Raw genomic sequence first — 19,187 nt, 5'->3', positions numbered from 1 at the left:
CCGGTCAGCGGATGCCGGCCTGCTTCGGCAGGCGCACGAAGAGCAGCAGCACGAGCCCGAGAAGCAGCACCACGGCGATGCCCAGCACGCCCCAGATGATGCTGCCGAACCAGGCGATGAACAGCGCCCACATGGCGGGGGAGAGGAAGCTCGCGACGCGCCCCGTCGTGGCGTAGAGGCCGAAGATCTCACCCTGCATGCCCGGAGGCGTGACGCGCGCGAGCAGTGAGCGGCTCGCCGCCTGTGCGGGTCCCACGCATCCCGAGAGGATGAGCCCGGCGATCCAGAACACGATCGATCCGGCGTCCTGCAGCACGAACAGCAGCACGGCGACCGCGATGAGCCCCGAGAGGGTCGCGATGATCACGGCTCGCGCTCCGAAACGGTCGTCGAAGCGTCCCGCGATGATGGTGGACGCGCCGGCGACGAGGTTCGCGGCGATGCCGAAGACCATGACCTCCGTCGGCGAGAATCCGAACGCGCGGGCAGCCAGCACCCCGCCGAAGGCGAAGACGCCCGCGAGGCCGTCGCGATAGACCGCGCTCGCCAGAAGGAACCAGAACGTGGGGCGCTCGGTGCGATACAGGCGAGCGATGTCGGCGACCAGGTGGGCGTACGCCGCGAAGAAGCCGACCTTCTCCGTGCTGTGCGGTGCGGAGCGCTCGGGGACGTTCAGCATCAGCGGGATGGCGAAGACGATCGTCCAGACCCCACATCCCACGGCGATGAGCCGGTAGGCCAGACCGTTGCTCGTGTCCATCCCGAACCAGTCGGCCAAGGTGAGCACGACCACGAGGGTGAGCGCGACGATGCCGCCGATGTACCCGAGGCCCCAGCCCAGGCCGCTGACCCGGCCGATCGTGCGAGGCGTCGACACCTCGACGAGCATGGCGTTGTAGTTGACGCCCGCGATTTCGGAGACGACGGCGCCGAGCGAGAGGACGATCGCGCCGTACCAGAAGTACGCCGGGTCGGCGAAGGTGAAGAACAGCGCGAACTGCAGCAGCGCGAGGACGACGGTGAACACGCCGAGCCACCGCTTCTTCCGGCCCGATCGGTCGGCGGTCTGCCCCAGCACCGGCGCGAGGAGCAGGATCAGGATGCCGGCAGCTGTCGAGGCGACGCCGTACCCGCTCGCCAGCTCGGCGAGGGCTGCTTCCTTGATCGGGTCGGAGTCGGGCAGCACGGCGATGTCGGCGGGCAGGAACGAATCGGAGACGAGGAACAGCGACGCGAAGACGAAGGTGAGGATGACGGAGTTGAACGGCTGCGTCGCCCAGTCCCACAGTGCCCACGACACAACGGTCTTCCGGGGGACGGGCTGCTCGTCGACATCGCGGGTCTGCATGGCGGCGATGCGCCCGAGGGCCTGCGTGTCGGCGGCGGTGGGGGGCGTGGGAACCCCCGGCGCGGATGCCTTCGGGCTGCGGCCTCCGCCGGGCGGATCGGTCTCGGGTGACATGCCGGGCACGCTACGACCTCTCCGTGAACACTCGGTGCCGCCCGTCGGCGGCGCGTCGCATCTTCGCGACGGGGTCAGCGTATCCGCAGCCGAACGGGGTGGGGCGCTTTTCAGTCGCGACGCGCGAACCGGTAGCCGATGCCGCGCACCGTCTCGATCCAGCGGCCGGTGCGTCCGTCGTCGCCGAGCTTGCGGCGCAGGTTCATCAGGTGCACCTCGACCGCGTGGAGGTCGTGGGGGCTGACGTGTTCGCCATGGACACCGCTCTGACGGCGCAGCATGAGCGCGATCCACGCCTTCTCGACGACGTCACCGGGGCGCTGCATCAGCGCCTGCAGGACGTCGAACTCGGAACGGGTCAGATCGAGGGCGCGGCCGTCGAGTTCGACGCGGCGCGATCCGGGGCTCAGCCGCAAACCACCTGCTTCGAGCCAGCCACCCGACACGTTCTCGGGTGACTGGAGGGTGCGGGGGCGCCGCATCAGGGCGTCGATGCGGGCGCGCAGTTCGTAGGGGCGCCAGGGCTTGATGACGTAGTCGTCGGCTCCGCTGCGGAAGCCCTCGACCGTCGCGGTCTCGTCGTCGACGGCGCTGATGATGAGCACGTATCCGTCGTGGAAGGCCCGGATGCGGCGAACCGCCTCGAAACCGTCGATGCCGTCGAGCTTGACGTCGACGGTCGTCAGGTCCGGACGCAGGTGGCGGACGGCGTCGACTCCGGCGGGGCCGTCGGGGAAGGCGTGGACGGCGAAGCCGTGCTGCTCGAGGGTCTGGCTGAGCAGGCTGCGGAGGTCGTCGTCATCCTCGATGACGACGGCGCTGCGCGTCACCGGTGCCTCCGGGCACGCGGGAACGCTCGACGACCGCCCATCACGGGCTCGGAGTCGACGAGAGGCGAGTTCGGGTTCACGCTTCTTGTCATGAGTGGACTCAACATATAGCGCGCCGCTGAGAGGATCCGATGATCGTGCCTCAGGGTTGCTCAGAATTGGCTCAGGTGGACGTCATGCACCTCGCCATCCGACAATGAACTTGATACGACCTGACTCAACTTCTCTTGACATGGTTTCGGTGCGCGAGTACAGTTGAGTCATCGCGGCTCAGGTTGGGCCGCCGCAGACTTCAGATCCATCAGAACCGCAAGTAAGGAGACAACTCATGGCACGTGCAGTGGGTATCGACCTGGGCACGACGAACTCCGTCGTGGCCGTCCTCGAGGGCGGCGAGCCCAAGGTCATCGCCAACGCCGAAGGGCTCCGTACGACCCCCTCGGTCGTCGCATTCACCAAGGACGGCGAGGTCCTCGTCGGTGAGACCGCCAAGCGGCAGGCCGTCACCAACGTCGACCGCACCCTGACCTCCGTCAAGCGCCACATGGGCACCGACTGGAAGACCCAGGCGATCGACGGCAAGGCGTACACGCCGCAGGAGATCTCGGCTCGCATCCTCCAGAAGCTCAAGCGCGACGCCGAGCAGTACCTCGGCGACACGGTGACGGATGCCGTCATCACCGTGCCCGCGTACTTCAACGACGCCGAGCGCCAGGCGACCAAGGAGGCCGGCGAGATCGCGGGCCTGAACGTCCTGCGCATCATCAACGAGCCGACCGCCGCCGCGCTGGCCTACGGCCTCGACAAGGGCAAGGAAGACGAGCTCATCCTCGTCTTCGACCTCGGTGGCGGAACCTTCGACGTCTCGCTGCTCGAAGTGGGCAAGGACGACGACTTCTCGACGATCCAGGTGCGCGCCACGGCCGGTGACAACCGCCTCGGTGGCGACGACTGGGACCAGCGCATCGTCGAGTACCTCATCAAGCAGTTCAAGGACACGACCGGTGTCGACGTCTCGGGCGACAAGATCGCCCTGCAGCGCCTCAAGGAGGCCGCCGAGCAGGCGAAGAAGGAGCTCTCCAGCTCGCAGTCGACCTCGATCAACCTGCCGTACCTCTCGCTGACCGACTCGGGCCCCGTGTCGCTCTCCGAGACGCTGTCGCGCGCGAAGTTCGAGGACCTCACGAAGGACCTGCTCGACCGCACGAAGAAGCCCTTCGAAGACGTCATCCGCGAGACCGGGATCAAGGTCGGCGACATCGACCACGTCGTGCTCGTCGGTGGCTCCACCCGCATGCCCGCCGTGTCGGAGCTCGTGAAGAAGGAAGCCGGCAAGGAGCCCAACAAGGGCGTGAACCCGGACGAGGTCGTCGCCGTCGGCGCCGCCCTGCAGGCCGGTGTCCTCAAGGGCGAGCGCAAGGACGTCCTCCTCATCGACGTGACCCCCCTGAGCCTCGGCATCGAGACCAAGGGCGGCATCATGACGAAGCTCATCGAGCGCAACACCGCCATCCCCACCAAGCGCAGCGAAACCTTCACGACCGCCGACGACAACCAGCCGTCGGTCGCCATCCAGGTCTTCCAGGGCGAGCGCGACTTCACCCGCGACAACAAGCCGCTCGGCACGTTCGAGCTCACGGGCATCGCGCCGGCACCCCGCGGCATCCCGCAGGTCGAGGTCACCTTCGACATCGACGCCAACGGCATCGTGCACGTCTCGGCGAAGGACAAGGGCACCGGCAAGGAGCAGTCGATGACGATCACCGGCGGCTCGTCGCTGCCCAAGGACGACATCGAGCGCATGGTGCGTGAGGCCGAGGAGCACGCGGCAGAGGACAAGAAGCGCCGCGAGGCAGCCGAGGTGCGCAACCAGGCCGAGACCCTGTCGTACTCGATCGAGAAGCTCATCGCCGACAACGCCGACAAGCTGCCTGAGGACGTCAAGTCCGAGGTGCAGGGTGACGTCGACGCGCTGAAGACCGCACTCGCTGGTGATGACGACGAGGCCGTGAAGACCGCGTTCGAGAAGCTCAACGCATCGCAGGGCAAGCTCGGTGAGGCCATCTACGCGCAGGGTCAGGCAGACCAGGCGCAGGGTGCCCCGACCGACGCTCCGACCGGTGACGCCGGTGCGACGGCATCCGATGAGGACGTCGTCGACGCCGAGGTCGTCGAAGACGAGGACGAGAAGAAGTAATCATGACCAACAAGGACTTCGAAGAGCCGCACGGCGAAGACGAGGTCCTCGGCGGGGAGGGGTCGGACGCCCAGGCGTCCGGCCCCGACGCGCACGAGGCCACCGGAGCAACGGATGCCGCGGACGCCGCGGCTGCGGACGACGAACTGACCATCGACGACATCCTCGGCGCGACGCAGTCCGACGAGGCCGCCGTCGCCGAAGCGCCTGCCGAGGAGCACGACCTCGTGCTCGACCTCAAGCGCGTGCAGGCCGAGTACGCCAACTACCGTCGGCGCACCGAGGAGCAGCGCGAGGTCGAGATCGAGCGCGCCAAGGGCTCGGTCGCCAAGGGCCTGCTGCCCGTGCTCGACGACCTCGACCGTGCCGACAAGCACGGCGACCTCGTCGAGGGATCGCCGCTCGCGGTGATCGCGGACAAGCTGCGCGGGGTCGTGGCGCGACTGGGTGTCGAGTCCTACGGCGCCGCGGGCGACGCGTTCGACCCGCAGCAGCACGAGGCGATCTTCCAGGCGCCCACCCCGGGCACGGCCGAGCCGACGATCCTCGAGGTCGTCGAGGTCGGCTACCGCCTCGGCAGCATCGAGCTGCGTCCGGCGAAGGTCGTCGTCGCCGTGCCGACCGAATAGGAGGCAACGACATGGCCAGTCAGGACTGGTTCGATAAGGACTTCTACAAGGTGCTGGGCGTATCCAAGGACGTCTCCGATAGCGACCTGAAGAAGACCTACCGCAAGCTCGCGCGCAAATACCACCCCGACTCGACGCAGGGCGATGCTGCGGCCGAGGCGAAGTTCAAGGAGATCAGCGAGGCGTACTCCGTGCTCTCCGACAAGGAGCAGCGCGCCGAGTACGACCAGATCCGAGCGATGGGGTCGGGCAGCGCCCGCTTCACCGCGGGTGGCCAGGGCGCGGGTGGCTTCGAAGACGTCTTCAGCGCCTTCAACCAGGGGGCTCGAGGCGGCGCCGGAGCGCGCGGCGCGGACTTCGACGACATCTTCGCGATGTTCAACCAGCAGTCCGGCCGATCCAGCCGCTTCGGGACGGGCGGATTCGGCCGCTCGACCGGCGGATTCCAGGGCTTCGGCGGCCCGCAGCGCGGCGCCGACGTCACCGCTCGGACGACGCTCGACTTCGCGACGGCGGTGCGCGGCGACACCGTCACGCTCCAGGGCGAAGACGGCAAGCCGTTCAAGGTGAAGATCCCCGCAGGCGTCAAGGACGGCCAGAAGATCCGGCTGCGCGGCCGCGGGCGGCCCTCGCCCGACGGCGGCGAGCCGGGTGACATCGTCGTGGCCGTCACGGTCCGCCCGCACTCGGTGTTCACGCGCGATGGGCTCAACCTGCGCGTCGTGGTTCCGGTGACCTTCACCGAGGCCGCCCTCGGCGCCACGATCGAGGTTCCGACGCTCGGCGGCGACCCCGTCAAGCTCCGGGTTGCGCCCGGCACGCCGTCGGGTCGCGTCCTGCGGGTCAAGGGTCGCGGTGTGAGCACGTCCAAGGGCACCGGCGATCTGCTGGCCGAGGTCCAGGTCGCCGTTCCTGCGCACCTCGACGAGGAAGCCCGGGCGGCCCTCGAGCGCTTCGCGGAGGTCGAACCCCGCGAGAACCCGCGTGCCGACCTGATGAACAAGGCGCGCGGCTGACACACCCGTCGTCGACCCGCCGCACCCGTTCGCCACGGGACTGGTGCGGCGGGCCGGATGACGACGATCTCGACGCCCAGGAGGTGACCAACCATGGCTGAAGACGACATCGACGAGGACGCCCCGATCTTCGCGATCGCTGCCGCGGCGGAGCTCGCCGCCATGCACGCGCAGACCCTCCGGCAGTACGACCGGCTGGGGCTCGTGGTGCCCGGGCGCACGCAGGGCGGGTCGCGGCGATACTCGCTGCGGCACATCCGTCAGCTGCGTGAGGTGGCTCGGATGTCGGCGGAGGGCATCAGCCTGCCCGCCATCGCGCGCATCCTCGAGCTCGAGAACGAGGTCGCGGGCCTTCGTCGTGAGGTGCGAGACCTCGAGCAGCGTCTTCGCGACGAGATGCAGCAGCGCCCCGGTGCGCGGGTGTTCGCCGCGGGTGCGACCGGCGCCGTCGTGACCCTGCGCCACGGCGCGCGCGTCCGCCGCGCGACCGAGGTCGTGCTCTACCGCCGCCCCGCCGCCCCGCCCACCGCCCCGCAGTCCTAGCCGCCCCCGTAGCCTCAGCCGGCCCCGTAGCCTCAGCCGGCCCCGTCGACCCGACACAAAGGGTCGTTATCCGGCGTGCGGAGCGGCCATTCGGGTCGGTTCAGGGTGGGGCGGGGTGGGCGGGGTTCCTGCACAGGCGAGGGTGGGGGAGACCGGATGGTGAACGGGCTGGGGATATCGCGGGGAGAGGGCGAGAGAGCTTCAGTCTGGACGGGTGGCACGCATTCCTGCTGAGCTCCCCGAGGCGCTGCCGGGTGCCTTCACGGTTGGGACCGCGCGCGCGACCGGTGTGACGCGGGGCAGACTTCGTTCCGCCGACCTGGCCGTGCCCTTCCGCGGCATCCGCTCGCGTGCACCCGTGATGGACGTGCGCGCGCTGGTGACCGCCTATCTGCCGAAGTTGCGCGCAGGCGAGCACATCAGCCATGCCACGGCAGTGGCTCTCGTCGGCGGCTGGATTCCAGAGCGGCTGCGCACGCAGGTGGACGTCGCGGCGCCGCGACCGCTCGGGCGCGCCCGGGGTGCGGGGGTGCGCGGTCACGAAGCCGCCGCGGCGAGTCGGTGGCGGTTCGGACCCGTTCCGATCGCGCGTCCGGCCGTCGCCTGGTGCCAATCGGCCGAGCTCATGGGCGAACGCGAGCTCGTCATCGCGGCAGACTCCCTCATGCGCAGGCATGATCCCGTCCTGTCCATCGAGCAGCTCGGCGGGGCGGTGGCGGCGTGGTCCGGTCGGCGCGGCGTACGCGCGCTCCGACTCGCGCACGAACGCTGCCGGGAACGCACCGACTCCGTTGCGGAGACGGAGCTGCGACTCGACGCCGAGGACCTCGGGATGACCACCTTCGAGGTCAACGCGGTCATCCGCGATGAGGCCGGGCGCTTCGTGGCCTATGGCGACCTCGTCGACGCCGAGCGGCGCGTGCTCCTGGAGTACGACGGTCAGCAGCATCGGCTCGACGACGCGCAGTACGGCCGCGACGTCGACCGTCTCGACGACCTCGCACGTCTCGGCTGGCGCGTCATCCGCGTGAACAGAACCCACCGCGGCGCGCGGCGTCGCGCCGTCCTCCTCCGTGCGCGCGAAGCGTTGACCAGCTGACCCCCCCAACCCCTCGCCGACCCGACACGAATGGTCGCTCCGGCCGGAATTCGGCGACCTCTTGCGTCGGGTCGGCGATCGGGCAGGGGCGGAGGGGGCGGAGGGGGTCAGGCGGGAGGAAGGCGCAGGGTGCCCGCGGACTCGTCGAGGGTCAGATCGTCGACGACGCGCAGCGAGCGGGCGAGATGATCGAGCTCGTCGAGCACCGTTCCCACGCGCTCGCGGTCACTGCAGACGGCCGACAGCGTCACGAGGTGGGTGCCGGTGTCCCACGTGTACGACACGAACGGCGGCGTCCTCGGATCGGGAGGCAGCGTCATCACGAGCTTCTCGCCCACCCCCAGGTAGGGGGAGCGGAAGTCCTCGGTGTCGTCGTACTCCATCGGCATCATCGCCCGCGCCGCCCGCACCTGCGCCGTCGCCTCCTGCATCTGCGCGAGAACGACCAGCAGCTCGGGGTCGGCTTTCCACATCCAGGCCCGCACCCGGCCGTTCGCGCGTCGCATCAGCATCGGCACCGCCTGGCTCGCGGCCCACGCGGCGAACCGCCCGCCCGGGCGCGGCGCGGCGCCGATCGCGGCGTTGGCCTGGCTCAGCAGCATCCCGATCGCGCGCTTGCGGGCGCGGCGTCCGGAGAATCCGAACGATTCGGTGACGGCAACCCAGCGGGCGGGATCGGCATCGGCTTCGAGTCGGGCCATGACCCCAGCCTAGGGATGCCGCCGGGGTTCCCGCGTCCGCCCGCCGTGCAGCCCGTGCGGCCGGTTTGCCTCAACGCCGGGCCGCCTCCCGGAAGCTTCAAGACCGCTCGGGTAAGCTCGGGGCCGCCGCGTCGGCCACAGCCGGCGGCACTCCGCCGTACAGATTGGGCCTGACCCGTGACCGAATCCACGACGAACGAGGGTGTTCCCGCCGCCAGCTCGCGCGCACCTCTGACCATCGTGATGGGCGCCGACACCTTCGCCCCCGACGTCAACGGAGCCGCCCGCTTCGCCGAGCGGCTCTCCGCCGGCCTCGCCGCTCGCGGTCACGATGTCCACGTCGTGACGCCGAGCGTGAAGCACTCGCAGTCGGGCGTCTTCACCGAGAACATCGAGGGCGCGGACCTCACCGTCCATCGCCTCCCCGGATGGCGCTGGTACCCGCACGACTGGCTGCGCTTCGTGCTGCCGTGGCGCTCGAAGCACTACGCGCGGCGCATCCTCGACTCGGTCAAGCCCGACGTCGTCCACAGCCAGTCGCACATCGTCATCGGCCGCGGGCTCACCCGCGAGGCGAGGAAGCGCGGCGTCCCGGTGGTCGCGACCAACCACGTCATGGCCGAGAACGTCATCGACTTCACGACGCTCCCGCCGTTCCTCGACAAGATCATCATCAAGCTCTGCTGGGACGACGCCAAGCGCACGTTCCTGATGTCGCGCGCCGTGACGACCCCCACCCGCAAGGCCGCGGAGTTCCTCGAGGACACGATCGACATCTCGGGCGTCATCCCGATCAGCTGCGGCATCGACAAGCGCAACTACACCCCCGACCTCACCCCGCGCGAGCACCGTCGCATCCTGTTCGTCGGTCGCCTCACGACCGAGAAGCATGTCGAGGTCACCCTGAAGGCCGTCGCCAAGCTCGCGCCCGAGCTCGACGTCCACTTCGACATCGTCGGCGGCGGCGACCAGCGTCGGAACCTCGAGCAGACCGCGCAGCAGCTGGGCATCAGCGATCGCGTCACGTTCTTCGGGCGCACCGATGAAGCCGACCTGCGTGCCGCGTACACGCGGGCGGATGTGTTCGCGATCGCGTCGATCGCCGAGCTGCAGTCGATCGCTACGATGGAGGCCATGGCCTCGGGGCTGCCGATCGTGGCGGCGGATGCCGTCGCGCTGCCCCACCTAGTACAGTCGGGTGTCAACGGTTACCTCTTCGAACCCGGCGACGTCGACGATCTCGCGGACAAGCTGCGTCGGGTGCTCACCGCATCGCCCGAGGAGTACCTGCGGATGCAGCAGGCCTCGCTCGACGGCGTCGAGATCCACGACATCGAGCGCACTCTCGACACCTTCGAGAAGCTCTACCGCGGCGAGCCGCTCGACGCGTGACGATGCGGCTGTTCTTCGACGCGCGTTACATCCGCACCGACTTCCACGACGGCATCAGCCGGTTCTCGCACGAGCTCGCGCACGCAGTGTTCGCGGCGGCGCCCGCCGAGGACGTCGAGGTCACGTTCATCGTGCACGACCCCGCGCAGATCGCGTTCCTGCCCGAGGGAGCCCCCCACGTCGTGCTGCACGCACCGACCTCGATGCTCGAGCCCTTCGCCGCCCTGCGTCTGAACCGTCACCGTCCCGACGTGGTCTACTCGCCGATGCAGACCATCGGTGCCCTCGGTCGCCGATTCGCGCTGATCCTGACGCTCCATGACACGATCTACTACCGGCACCGCACACCTCCGCGCGACCTGCCGTGGTTCGTCCGTCTGGGATGGCGCCTCTTCCACCTCTCGTACGCGCCGCAGCGGGCGACGCTCAACGCCGCTGACCTCGTCGCGACGGTGAGCGAGACGAGCAAGCGGCAGTTCGCCGACGTGAAGCTGACCAAGCGCGAGGTGGTCGTGCTGCCCAACGCTCCGCAGCGTCTGGCCGACCTCGCACCGGCGACGGCGATGCCGGGGGCCGCCAAGCCGCGGAACATCGTCTACATGGGCTCGTTCATGCCCTACAAGAACGTCGAGACGCTCGTCCGGGCGATGCAGTGGCTGCCGGGTCGCACACTGCACCTGCTGAGCCGCATCTCGGACGGCCGGCGCGCCGAGCTCGAGAAGCTCGCGCCCGCCGACGCCCGCATCGTCTTCCACGGCGGGGTGACGGATGCCGAGTACGCGGCGCTCCTCGCCGACGCCGGCATGCTCGCGACGTTGAGCCTGGACGAGGGCTACGGGCTGCCCATTGCCGAGGCTCTCGCGCTCGGAGCGCCCGCGGTGGTGAGCGACATGGAGATCTTCCACGAGGTCGGCGGCGACGGGGCGCTCTACGTGCCGCCGCGCGATCCGCGTGCCTTCGCGGCGGCCGTCGTCTCGCTCGACGACGACGCTGCCCGTGCGGGGCTCGTGGCGGCGGGCCGCGCCCACATCGCGCGGTTCACCTGGGTGGAATCGGCGTCGCGACTGCTCGCGGCATCCCGTCGCGCCCGCGCGCTCCGCGCTCGCTGACGTCCGCCGCGATCCTCGTCGCGGGGCGCCCGCCGTCGCGAGGCCCCGGGGCCACCTCCGCCGGCCGAGGTAGGCGCGACGCGTCGGTGGGCACACGGCGGTAACCGTCGCGCGCGACGACCGCGAGGGTGGCGATCGACGCAGCGACGACAGCGACGATGACGGCGACGAGAAGCAAGTCGGAATCCATGGCAGAAACGCTACGATTGGCGTCATCCTGCCGACACTGGCGGACGAGACGGTATTCGGAGGAATCCTGCCATGCACACGGTCGCCTGCGTCGTCCAGCCCGGATTCGCGCCATTCGAGTTCGGCCTCGCGTGCGAGGCGTTCGGCCTCGACCGATCCGACGAGGGCATCCCGAACTTCGATTTCCGTGTCGTGACGCCCGATCCCGGCGTGGTTCCGGCCAACCTCGCGTTCTCGCTCAACGTCGACGCGGGCCTCGAGTTCGCCGACGAGGCCGACCTGGTGATCATCACACCCATCCCGCGCGAGAGTTGGGATGCCGTCGACGAGCGGGTGACGGCCGTGGTGTGTCGCGCAGTCGAGCGCGGCGCCTGGGTGCTCACCGTCTGCAGTGGAGCCTTCGTGGTGGCGGCATCCGGTGTGCTCGACGGCAAGCGCGCGACGACCCACTGGCGCTACGCCGAGACGATGGCACGCATGTACCCGCGCATCGAGGTCGATCCCGACGTGCTGTACGTCCAGTCGGACCGGATCATCACCTCGGCGGGCACGGCGGCCGGCCTCGACGCCTGCCTGCACCTGCTGCGCATCGAGCTCGGCGCCGAGGCGGCGAACACCATCGCCCGACGGATGGTGGTTCCGCCCCTCCGCGACGGCGGACAGGCCCAGTTCATCGCCCGTCCCCTTCCCGAGGCGTCGTCGCTGTCGCTCGCGCCGATCACCGACTGGATGATCGCGAATCTCGACCTCGATCTGTCCGTCGATCTGCTCGCCTCGCGCGCGCACATGTCGCCGCGGACGTTCGCCCGACGATTCAAGGCCGACTACGGGACGACCCCGGCGGCGTGGCTCGGGCGGCAGCGGATCCTGCGCGCGCAGCGATTGCTCGAGCAGACCGATCTCGGCCTCGATCAGATCGCGGCCGACAGCGGCTTCGGTTCCGCGTCCGTCCTGCGGCAGAACTTCGCCCGCGCCCTGGGGGTGAGCCCATCGGCATACCGCGCTCGCTTCGCCTGCACGCCCGAGGCCGCTTCGGTGGCCGGTGTCGCGCCGGAGGCCGTAGCGTCCTGAGCAACACGGTGATAAACTTGAGTCACACAGGCTCAAGTTTGAGCCGAGAGATTTCAGGAGAGATATGAACGCCACGCAACAGCCCGGACAGGAGGAGGCGCAGAGCGCCCTCGAGCAGTTCGGGATCAACCTCACCGACCGCGCCCGGCAAGGCAAGCTCGACCCCGTCATCGGACGTGACAGCGAGATCCGCCGCGTCAGCCAGGTGCTCACACGACGCACGAAGAACAACCCCGTCCTCATCGGCGAACCCGGCGTCGGCAAGACCGCCGTCGTCGAGGGCCTCGCCCAGCGCATCGTCGCCGGTGACGTCGCCGAGAGCCTGAAGAACAAAGAGCTCGTGTCGCTCGACATCTCCGCGCTCGTGGCCGGCGCCATGTACCGCGGCCAGTTCGAGGAGCGCCTGAAGAGCGTGCTCAAGGAGATCACCGAGTCCGACGGCCGGATCATCACCTTCATCGACGAGCTGCACGTCCTCATGGGTGCCGGCGGCGGTGAAGGGTCGGTCGCCGCATCCAACATGCTCAAGCCCATGCTCGCCCGCGGCGAGCTCCGGCTCATCGGTGCGACAACCCTCGACGAGTACCGCGAGTTCATCGAGAAGGACGCCGCCCTCGAGCGCCGTTTCCAGCAGGTCTACGTCGGCGAGCCGAGCGTCGAGGACACCATCGCGATCCTCCGCGGACTCAAGGAGCGCTACGAGGCCCACCACAAGGTGGCGATCTCCGACGGCGCCCTCGTGGCCGCGGCATCCCTGTCCAACCGGTACATCCCGGCCCGCCAGCTGCCCGACAAAGCGATCGACCTGATCGACGAGGCCGCCTCGCGCCTGCGCATGGAGATCGACTCGGCGCCGCTCGAGATCGACGAGCTGCGCCGCCACGTCGACCGGCTCAAGCTCGAGGAGCTCGCGCTGAAGAAGGAGAAGGATGCCGCTTCGCGCGAGCGTCTCGAAGCCCTCCGGGCGACCCTCAAGGACGAGCAGCAGAAGCTCGACGACCTGCAGGCGCGGTGGGAGCGGGAGCGTGCATCCCTGAACCGCGTCGGTGACCTCAAGACGCGCCTCGACGCCGCTCGTGTCGAAGCCGAACGCGCTCAGCGCGAGGGCAACCTCGAGAAGGCCTCGCGCCTGCTCTACGCCGAGATCCCCGCGCTCGAACGCGAGGTCATCGAGGCGGAGCGCGCCGAGACCGCCGTCGACGGTCCCGAACGCATGGTCAACGAGCAGGTCACCGACGAGGACATCGCCGCCGTGATCGCCGCGTGGACCGGCATCCCCGTCGGACGCCTGCTGCAGGGCGAGACCGAGAAGCTCGTGCGACTCGAGTCCGAGCTCGGCAAGCGCCTCATCGGTCAGAAGGTCGCGGTGAAGGCGGTCGCCGACGCCGTGCGACGCTCGCGTGCGGGCATCAGCGACCCGAACCGTCCGACCGGCTCGTTCCTCTTCCTCGGCCCCACCGGCGTCGGCAAGACCGAGCTCGCGAAAGCCCTCGCAGAATTCCTCTTCGACGACGAGCACGCCATGGTGCGCATCGACATGTCGGAGTACGGCGAGAAGCACTCGGTCTCGCGGCTCGTCGGAGCCCCTCCGGGATACATCGGCTACGAGCAGGGCGGCCAGCTCACCGAGGCCGTGCGGCGGCGCCCGTACTCGGTCGTGCTGCTCGATGAGGTCGAGAAGGCGCACCCCGAGGTGTTCGACGTGCTGCTGCAGGTCATGGACGATGGTCGCCTCACCGATGGCCAGGGCCGCACGGTCGACTTCCGCAACGTCATCCTGATCCTCACGTCGAACCTCGGTTCGCCGATCCTCATCGACCCGACGCTGAGCCTCGAGCAGAAGCGCGAGCAGGTGCAGATCCTGCTGCGCCAGGCGTTCCGTCCGGAGTTCCTCAACCGCCTCGACGACACCGTCATGTTCGAGGCGCTGAGCCAGGACGACCTCGCGCAGATCGTCGAACTGTCCGTCGACGCGCTGCAGCGGCGGCTCAAGGACCGGCGCCTCTCGCTCGCCGTCACGCCCGACGCGCGCGCCTGGCTCGCCGAGCGCGGCTACGACCCCGTGTTCGGGGCCCGGCCGCTGCGCCGCCTCATCCAGTCCGAGATCCAGGACCGCCTCGCGATGGCCATCCTCTCGGGCGGGGTGCACGACGGTGACATCGTGCGAGTCGACGTCGCCGCCGACGGTTCCACGCTCGTGCTCACCAGCGCCGGCGCGGCGGAGCCCGCCGCGCCGGCAGGTGCCGGAGGAGACGACGACGTGATCGAGGCCGAGCTGCTCGACGACTGATCCCCGGTGCCGCGAGCGGCGGCTGTGCTGGGTGCTGGGTGTTGGGTGTTGGGTCCCGTCGTCAGGCTGAGCCTCGCGTGGGGGTGTTTCCCGCGGTGTCGGAGGCCGTTGAGCCTGTTGGCGGCACAGCTGGCCGGGCGGTGGCCGGACCGGAGCGGGTCGAGCTGCGGGCGGCGGGCGGCGGGCGGCCGGTGGCCGGTGGTCGGCGTGGGTTGCTGTCCCGTCGTCAGGCTGAGCCTCGCGTGGGGGTGTTTCCCGCGGTGTCGGAGGCCGTTGAGCCTGTTGGCGGCACAGCTGGCCGGGCGGTGCCCGGACCGGAGCGGGGCGAGCTGCGCGCGGCGGGTGGCCGGTGGTCGGCGTGGGTCGCTCGCCCGTCGTCAGGCTGAGCCTCGCGTGGGGGCGTTTCCCATGGCGGTTGATCTCATCCAGCCTGTTGGCGGCCCCCCGCTCGGCCCGGCTCGGCCCGACACGGCACAGCCCGACACGGCCCGGCCCCGGCCCCGACCCCGCCTCGCCCGGCACGACCACAACAGGCCGCGAAGCGGCCGGCACGGTGTGCGCCGGCGCGCGCAAGCCACGCGGGGCGGGGGCGGCGGCGTGAGAGTGTTGAGGCTATGCGCACGGTCCGGGCCCTGTGGGGCGCCTCACACCCGGGTCCATCGGTCGTCGTGACGGCCCTCGCTCTGGCGCTCGGGCTCGCGGCCGGGCTCGAGCCGTGGCGGCTGGCGGTGCTCGTGGCGTCCGTGCTGTTCGGTCAGCTCTCGATCGGCATCTCCAACGACGCGATCGACCGCGAGCGCGACCGCGCTGTCGGCCGGACCGACAAGCCCCTCGTCCGAGGTGAGGTCTCGAACCGTTCGGCGTGGATCGCGGCGTCGGGCTCGGTCGTCATCGCGCTGGCTCTGTCGGCGGTGCTCGGGTGGGGGATGCTGCTCGCGCATGCCGTCACGATCGTGTCGGCCTGGTCGTACAACCTGGGGCTGAAATCCTCACCGTTGTCGGTCGTGCCGTTTCTGGTGAGCTTCGGGCTCTTCCCCTCTCTCGCCACCCTTTCTTCCTCCGCCCCGACGCTCGCGGCACCCTTCGCGGCGGTCGCGGGTGCGGCGCTCGGGGCCGCTGTGCACCTGACGAATGTCCTGCCCGACCTCGACGACGACCGCGACACGGGCGTGCGCGGGCTGCCGCACCGCCTCGGAGCACCCATTTCGGTGGTCGTCGCGGTGGCCGGCATCGTCGTGGCCGCGATCGCGGTGCTCATCGGCGGACGGAGCGACGGCGTCTTGCCGTGGCTGTTCTTCGGGGCGGTGCTGGCGCTCGCGATCGCCGTCGTGGTGCGGATGCGGCTGCGCGGTCCCGATCGCACCGGGTTCCGTCTGGTCATGGCCGCGGCCCTCGTGCTGGCGGCCCAACTGGTGGTGGCCGCAGGGTCGCTGCGCTGATGCGTCATCGGGCGGCGGCGTCGAGGCCCATCGCGTAGGCGTTCGGGACGAGTGACCCGGTCGCGGCCAGCACCCGCCCGAGTGCACGCGTGCGTATCGCGTGCGTCACGGGACTCACGGGGCGTCCGAGCCGCATGTTGACGGCGGCCAGCCGTCCGGCGGTGCGGGCCGAGCGCAGGCGGTCGCGTTCCCAGATGGCGAGGGCGGCGGCGGGCTCGGCCCCGCTGCGGATCCAGTCGGCGAGCAGCGGAGCCAGGGTCGCCGCGTCGAGGAGGCCGAGGTTCATCCCCTGTCCGCCGATCGGGCTGATCTCGTGCGCCGCGTCGCCGATGACCACGACCCGGCCGCGACGGAGCTGCGGCGCGAGCACGCGCCGCACGCGGAAGCCCGTCGCGTCGGTGATCGCGTCCGCGGCATCCGTCTCGCCGCGTTCGCGCATCGCCGCGCGCAGCCGGTGCAGTCGGGCTTCCGGCTCGTCGAAACCGCCGTCCTCCCGCGCGGGCGGGGCGTCCCAGGCGACGAACCGGCGACGGTCTCCGGGCAGGGGGAACGACTCGAGCACGCCGGATGCCGCGAGGTGCACGACCGCGACCTCCGCGTCGGTTCTACCGGGCACGTCCGCGTCGCTCATGAGATATCGGTCGGGGTAGCTCGTGCGGCGCAGGGCCTCCGGCCGGAACACCAGCTCACGCGCGCCGACGCCTCCCGCGATCACGACGAGTGGCGCCGAGAGCTCGCCGTGCCCCCGTGGGCCCGCCGTCTCGAGCCGCACCTCGGTGGGTCGCGGTGTCACGCGGGTGACCGAGGTGCCCCGCAGCGGAGGCGGTGCGCCGTGCGCGAGCGCACGCTCGGTGAGCGCCTGGGGGAGGGTCGCGACATACGGATGCCGAGCCGGCAGGCGGTCGAAGCGCACGACGCCGAGCAGCTCGCCGTCGCTGCGCGCCTCGCCCTGCGAGACGCGGACGGCGTCGGCGAGGATGCGGTCGGTCGCGCCGCCCGCCTCGAGCGCTGCGAGCACGGGGGCGTGGAGCCCGATCGCGCGGGATCCGTCGCCGCTGCGCTCACGTCTCTCGAGCACCGTGACGTCGACGCCCCGCCGTGTGAGCTCGGCGGCCAGCAGCATCCCCACCGGGCCGGCGCCGACGACGATGACGTCAGGCATGCCCTGCTCCCACGGCCAGCACGCGGAACGGTGCCGGCCGCACGACGTGCCATTCGCCGCGGTCGGCGAGCGTCATCCGCAGCTCGGGCGCGCGGTAGCTGCGGCGGATCGAGCGCAGTCCGTCTGTGCGCAGGAACGTCCCGCGCTGCAGCGGCGTGATGCCCGCGGCATAGAGCGCGTAGGCGGCCCGCCCGCGTTCGATGTCGGCGTGCAGCACGATGCCGCGCGACAGGGCGAGCGAGTCGCCGACGAAGGCGTCGAGCTCGCTCTCGCCGAGGTGATGCAGGACATGGTTCGAGATGACGGCGTCGAAACGTTCGCCGCTCGCGCGCAGAGTGGACGAGTCGGTGCTGCGGAACTCGAGGTCGGGCCGGCCGCGCTCACGGGCGACGGCGAGAGCGCGCGGGTCGGGATCGATCCCGACCCAGCTGACGTCGAGGCCGTCCCGCTCGGCGAGCCGCGCCAGTCGGGCGGTGACGTCGCCGCCGCCCGAACCGATGTCGAGGACCCGCGAGGGACGATCGAGCCGCGCGAGGGCGGGCCGCAGGTGGCGCCGCCACACCGTTCCCCAACCGCTCACGGCGCGATTGACGACGTCGAAGCGGCGGAGCGTCTGCGCGAGGGCGACCGGGTCGCAGCCGGGGTCGTCCATCAGCTCCCGCAGGTCGACGTCGCGGTGCCTCAGGTCCACGATGCGACGGGTTCCGGCCGTACGGCATCCCTCGCCACGGTCTCACCGGCAGCGGCGTAGGGCGCGGCGGCGACTCCCGCGGTGAGGAGGGCGGCCTCCATCGTGAGGCCCGGCCCGAAGGCGAGCGTCGCGATCGTCTGACCATCGCGCAGAGCATCGCCCGCGAGGAGCGAGCGGAGGATGAAGAGGATCGTCGCGCTCGACATATTGCCGTAGTCCCGCAGCACCGCGCGCGATTGCGCGAGGGCATCGGGCGCCAGGTCGAGCCCCGACTCGACGCGGTCGAGGACGGCACGGCCACCCGGGTGCACAGCCCAGACGTCGACGTGGGCATCGCCGACGACGTCGGCCACCGCGGCGCGGATCTCCCGTCCGATGATCCGCGGCACCTCGGCCGTGAGCACCATCTCGAAACCGGCGTCGCCGATCGTCCAGGTCATGTCGCGTTCGCCGTCGTCGGTCACGGCTGTCGCGAACCGGTCGAGATCGAGCCAGCGGTCAGCGCGTCGCGAGGGGTCGGCGCTGATGACGGCCGCCGCGGCGCCGTCGGCGAACAGCGACGCGGCGAGGATCTGGTCGGGATCGTCCGCGACGCGGAAGTGCAGCGTGCACAGCTCGGCGCACACGACGAGCACGACCGCGTCGGGCTGCGCGGCGCACATGCGGGCCGCCGCGCGCAGCGCCGGAACAGCGGCAGCGCAGCCGATGAACCCCAGGTGGTAGCGCTCGACGGATGTCGGCAGGCCGAGATCTCGGACGAGTCGGTAGTCGGGGCCGGGGGCGTACATCCCGGTGCACGACACGGTCACCACATGCGTGACGTCGGCCGGGTCGACCGATGCCGCCGACAGGGCCTCGCGGGCCGCGCGCGCCGACAGCTCGGGGGCGAGCGCGATGTAGGCGTCGTTGCGCGTTCGGGTCGAGGGTGACAGCAGGGCGCCGTCGCCGGAGATGACGGGGAGGGATGCCGGGTCGGCGGCATCCGCCTCTGCGGCATCCGCTCGCGCAGCATTCCCTCCCGCGGCCCGGGAGGCGAGGGCGTCGGCGAGGTCGGTCAGCACCGTGTGCCGCGTCTCGATCGCCGAGGCGTCGAACGCTGCGCCGACCAGGCGCTGCGACAGCCGCCCGATGCCGGGCTGCGCGGCGAAGAGGTCGCGCACGGAGTTCTGGTGGATCACGGCCGGCGGCACCGCGGTGCCGATCGACAGGATGCGGGCGGTCATGCTTGACGATAACCGGAGGACGCGCCCCGAGGCGCGGGGGTGTCGCACCTCACAGGCCTCGTCTATGGTGCGCGGCCGTCGAGAGGGGGTGTCGTCGCCATCCCGAACGACCGCGCCCCGCCGGCACGGGCACGGCGGGGCGCT

16 protein-coding genes are annotated in these 19,187 nt (G+C 70.6%); 10 read left to right on the top strand and 6 right to left on the bottom strand.

The features are described from left to right. Positions 1-4: 4 nt before the first annotated feature. Complete coding sequence (locus ACU6RU_RS03565) at positions 5-1,462, bottom strand: MFS transporter (RefSeq protein ID WP_446725912.1); 1,458 nt, start codon at positions 1,460-1,462, stop codon at positions 5-7. Between the two features lie 110 nt (positions 1,463-1,572). Next, entirely contained in the window at positions 1,573-2,292 is a 720-nt protein-coding gene (locus ACU6RU_RS03560) for a response regulator transcription factor (protein ID WP_120263658.1), read from the bottom strand. 328 nt (positions 2,293-2,620) lie between these two features. Here ACU6RU_RS03560 and dnaK point away from each other — a divergent pair, with 328 nt between their 5' ends. The 5 genes from dnaK to ACU6RU_RS03535 all read left to right on the top strand — a co-directional run bounded on the left by dnaK (position 2,621) and on the right by ACU6RU_RS03535 (position 7,776). Next, positions 2,621-4,489, top strand: a complete 1,869-nt coding sequence (gene dnaK / locus ACU6RU_RS03555; RefSeq protein WP_446725911.1) for a molecular chaperone DnaK — start codon at positions 2,621-2,623, stop codon at positions 4,487-4,489. A gap of 2 nt (positions 4,490-4,491) precedes the next feature. Beyond that, positions 4,492-5,118 (top strand): nucleotide exchange factor GrpE, encoded by a 627-nt coding sequence (locus ACU6RU_RS03550; RefSeq protein ID WP_446725910.1) that lies wholly within the window; start codon positions 4,492-4,494, stop codon positions 5,116-5,118. An 11-nt stretch (positions 5,119-5,129) separates the two neighbouring features. Beyond that, the gene (locus ACU6RU_RS03545) at positions 5,130-6,134 is read left to right on the top strand and encodes a DnaJ C-terminal domain-containing protein (RefSeq protein ID WP_120263655.1); all 1,005 of its coding nucleotides are present in this window, start codon (positions 5,130-5,132) and stop codon (positions 6,132-6,134) included. A 93-nt stretch (positions 6,135-6,227) separates the two neighbouring features. Beyond that, the gene (locus ACU6RU_RS03540) at positions 6,228-6,677 is read left to right on the top strand and encodes a heat shock protein transcriptional repressor HspR (RefSeq protein ID WP_289330740.1); all 450 of its coding nucleotides are present in this window, start codon (positions 6,228-6,230) and stop codon (positions 6,675-6,677) included. Between the two features lie 214 nt (positions 6,678-6,891). Then, positions 6,892-7,776, top strand: a complete 885-nt coding sequence (locus ACU6RU_RS03535) for a hypothetical protein (RefSeq protein WP_446725909.1) — start codon at positions 6,892-6,894, stop codon at positions 7,774-7,776. Positions 7,777-7,883: 107 nt separating this feature from the next. Here ACU6RU_RS03535 and ACU6RU_RS03530 read toward each other — a convergent pair whose 3' ends face one another. Next, the gene (locus ACU6RU_RS03530) at positions 7,884-8,477 is read right to left on the bottom strand and encodes a hypothetical protein (protein WP_120263653.1); all 594 of its coding nucleotides are present in this window, start codon (positions 8,475-8,477) and stop codon (positions 7,884-7,886) included. 243 nt (positions 8,478-8,720) lie between these two features. Here ACU6RU_RS03530 and ACU6RU_RS03525 point away from each other — a divergent pair, with 243 nt between their 5' ends. The 5 genes from ACU6RU_RS03525 (at position 8,721) to ACU6RU_RS03505 (ending at position 15,967) form a co-directional block, all read left to right on the top strand. Then, entirely contained in the window at positions 8,721-9,869 is a 1,149-nt protein-coding gene (locus ACU6RU_RS03525; RefSeq protein WP_446725993.1) for a glycosyltransferase, read from the top strand. Between the two features lie 2 nt (positions 9,870-9,871). Beyond that, on the top strand, positions 9,872-10,978 hold the full coding sequence (locus tag ACU6RU_RS03520) for a glycosyltransferase family 4 protein (RefSeq protein WP_446725992.1): 1,107 nt from the start codon (positions 9,872-9,874) through the stop codon (positions 10,976-10,978). A gap of 261 nt (positions 10,979-11,239) precedes the next feature. Further along, positions 11,240-12,238 carry a helix-turn-helix domain-containing protein gene (locus ACU6RU_RS03515; protein ID WP_289330742.1) on the top strand — a complete coding sequence of 333 codons (999 nt, stop codon included), beginning with the start codon at positions 11,240-11,242 and terminating at the stop codon, positions 12,236-12,238. A gap of 64 nt (positions 12,239-12,302) precedes the next feature. Further along, positions 12,303-14,528: an ATP-dependent Clp protease ATP-binding subunit gene (locus tag ACU6RU_RS03510; RefSeq protein WP_446725908.1), complete on the top strand. Its 2,226-nt coding sequence runs from the start codon at positions 12,303-12,305 to the stop codon at positions 14,526-14,528. Positions 14,529-15,142: 614 nt separating this feature from the next. Next, positions 15,143-15,967 carry a UbiA family prenyltransferase gene (locus ACU6RU_RS03505; RefSeq protein WP_120263647.1) on the top strand — a complete coding sequence of 275 codons (825 nt, stop codon included), beginning with the start codon at positions 15,143-15,145 and terminating at the stop codon, positions 15,965-15,967. A gap of 4 nt (positions 15,968-15,971) precedes the next feature. Here ACU6RU_RS03505 and ACU6RU_RS03500 read toward each other — a convergent pair whose 3' ends face one another. From ACU6RU_RS03500 to ACU6RU_RS03490, 3 genes are read right to left on the bottom strand one after another with little or no spacing between them, the layout of a single operon-like run. Then, the gene (locus ACU6RU_RS03500) at positions 15,972-17,129 is read right to left on the bottom strand and encodes an FAD-dependent oxidoreductase (RefSeq protein ID WP_446725907.1); all 1,158 of its coding nucleotides are present in this window, start codon (positions 17,127-17,129) and stop codon (positions 15,972-15,974) included. Continuing rightward, positions 17,122-17,820: a methyltransferase domain-containing protein gene (locus tag ACU6RU_RS03495; protein ID WP_120263645.1), complete on the bottom strand. Its 699-nt coding sequence runs from the start codon at positions 17,818-17,820 to the stop codon at positions 17,122-17,124. Before ACU6RU_RS03495 ends, ACU6RU_RS03500 begins: the two co-directional genes overlap by 8 nt. Next, positions 17,811-19,043, bottom strand: coding sequence for a type III polyketide synthase (locus tag ACU6RU_RS03490; protein ID WP_446725906.1), 1,233 nt, complete (start codon positions 19,041-19,043; stop codon positions 17,811-17,813). Before ACU6RU_RS03490 ends, ACU6RU_RS03495 begins: the two co-directional genes overlap by 10 nt. Between the last annotated feature and the right edge of the window lie 144 nt (positions 19,044-19,187).

Source organism: Microbacterium sp. F1-18, assembly GCF_052921305.1.
The sequence above is the reverse complement of the archived record's forward strand: the minus strand, read 5'-3'. Positions and strand labels throughout refer to the sequence as shown.

What these genes read in the sequence shown, in the direction of transcription:
- ACU6RU_RS03565 (WP_446725912.1), bottom strand. Translation starts at nt 1,462, where the DNA reads ATGTCACCCGAGACCGATCCGCCCGGCGGAGGCCGCAGCCCGAAGGCA.
- ACU6RU_RS03510 (WP_446725908.1), top strand. Translation starts at nt 12,303, where the DNA reads ATGAACGCCACGCAACAGCCCGGACAGGAGGAGGCGCAGAGCGCCCTC.
- ACU6RU_RS03505 (WP_120263647.1), top strand. Translation starts at nt 15,143, where the DNA reads ATGCGCACGGTCCGGGCCCTGTGGGGCGCCTCACACCCGGGTCCATCG.
- ACU6RU_RS03545 (WP_120263655.1), top strand. Translation starts at nt 5,130, where the DNA reads ATGGCCAGTCAGGACTGGTTCGATAAGGACTTCTACAAGGTGCTGGGC.
- ACU6RU_RS03515 (WP_289330742.1), top strand. Translation starts at nt 11,240, where the DNA reads ATGCACACGGTCGCCTGCGTCGTCCAGCCCGGATTCGCGCCATTCGAG.
- ACU6RU_RS03490 (WP_446725906.1), bottom strand. Translation starts at nt 19,043, where the DNA reads ATGACCGCCCGCATCCTGTCGATCGGCACCGCGGTGCCGCCGGCCGTG.
- ACU6RU_RS03525 (WP_446725993.1), top strand. Translation starts at nt 8,721, where the DNA reads ATGGGCGCCGACACCTTCGCCCCCGACGTCAACGGAGCCGCCCGCTTC.
- ACU6RU_RS03540 (WP_289330740.1), top strand. Translation starts at nt 6,228, where the DNA reads ATGGCTGAAGACGACATCGACGAGGACGCCCCGATCTTCGCGATCGCT.
- dnaK (WP_446725911.1), top strand. Translation starts at nt 2,621, where the DNA reads ATGGCACGTGCAGTGGGTATCGACCTGGGCACGACGAACTCCGTCGTG.
- ACU6RU_RS03500 (WP_446725907.1), bottom strand. Translation starts at nt 17,129, where the DNA reads ATGCCTGACGTCATCGTCGTCGGCGCCGGCCCGGTGGGGATGCTGCTG.
- ACU6RU_RS03530 (WP_120263653.1), bottom strand. Translation starts at nt 8,477, where the DNA reads ATGGCCCGACTCGAAGCCGATGCCGATCCCGCCCGCTGGGTTGCCGTC.
- ACU6RU_RS03520 (WP_446725992.1), top strand. Translation starts at nt 9,872, where the DNA reads ATGCGGCTGTTCTTCGACGCGCGTTACATCCGCACCGACTTCCACGAC.
- ACU6RU_RS03550 (WP_446725910.1), top strand. Translation starts at nt 4,492, where the DNA reads ATGACCAACAAGGACTTCGAAGAGCCGCACGGCGAAGACGAGGTCCTC.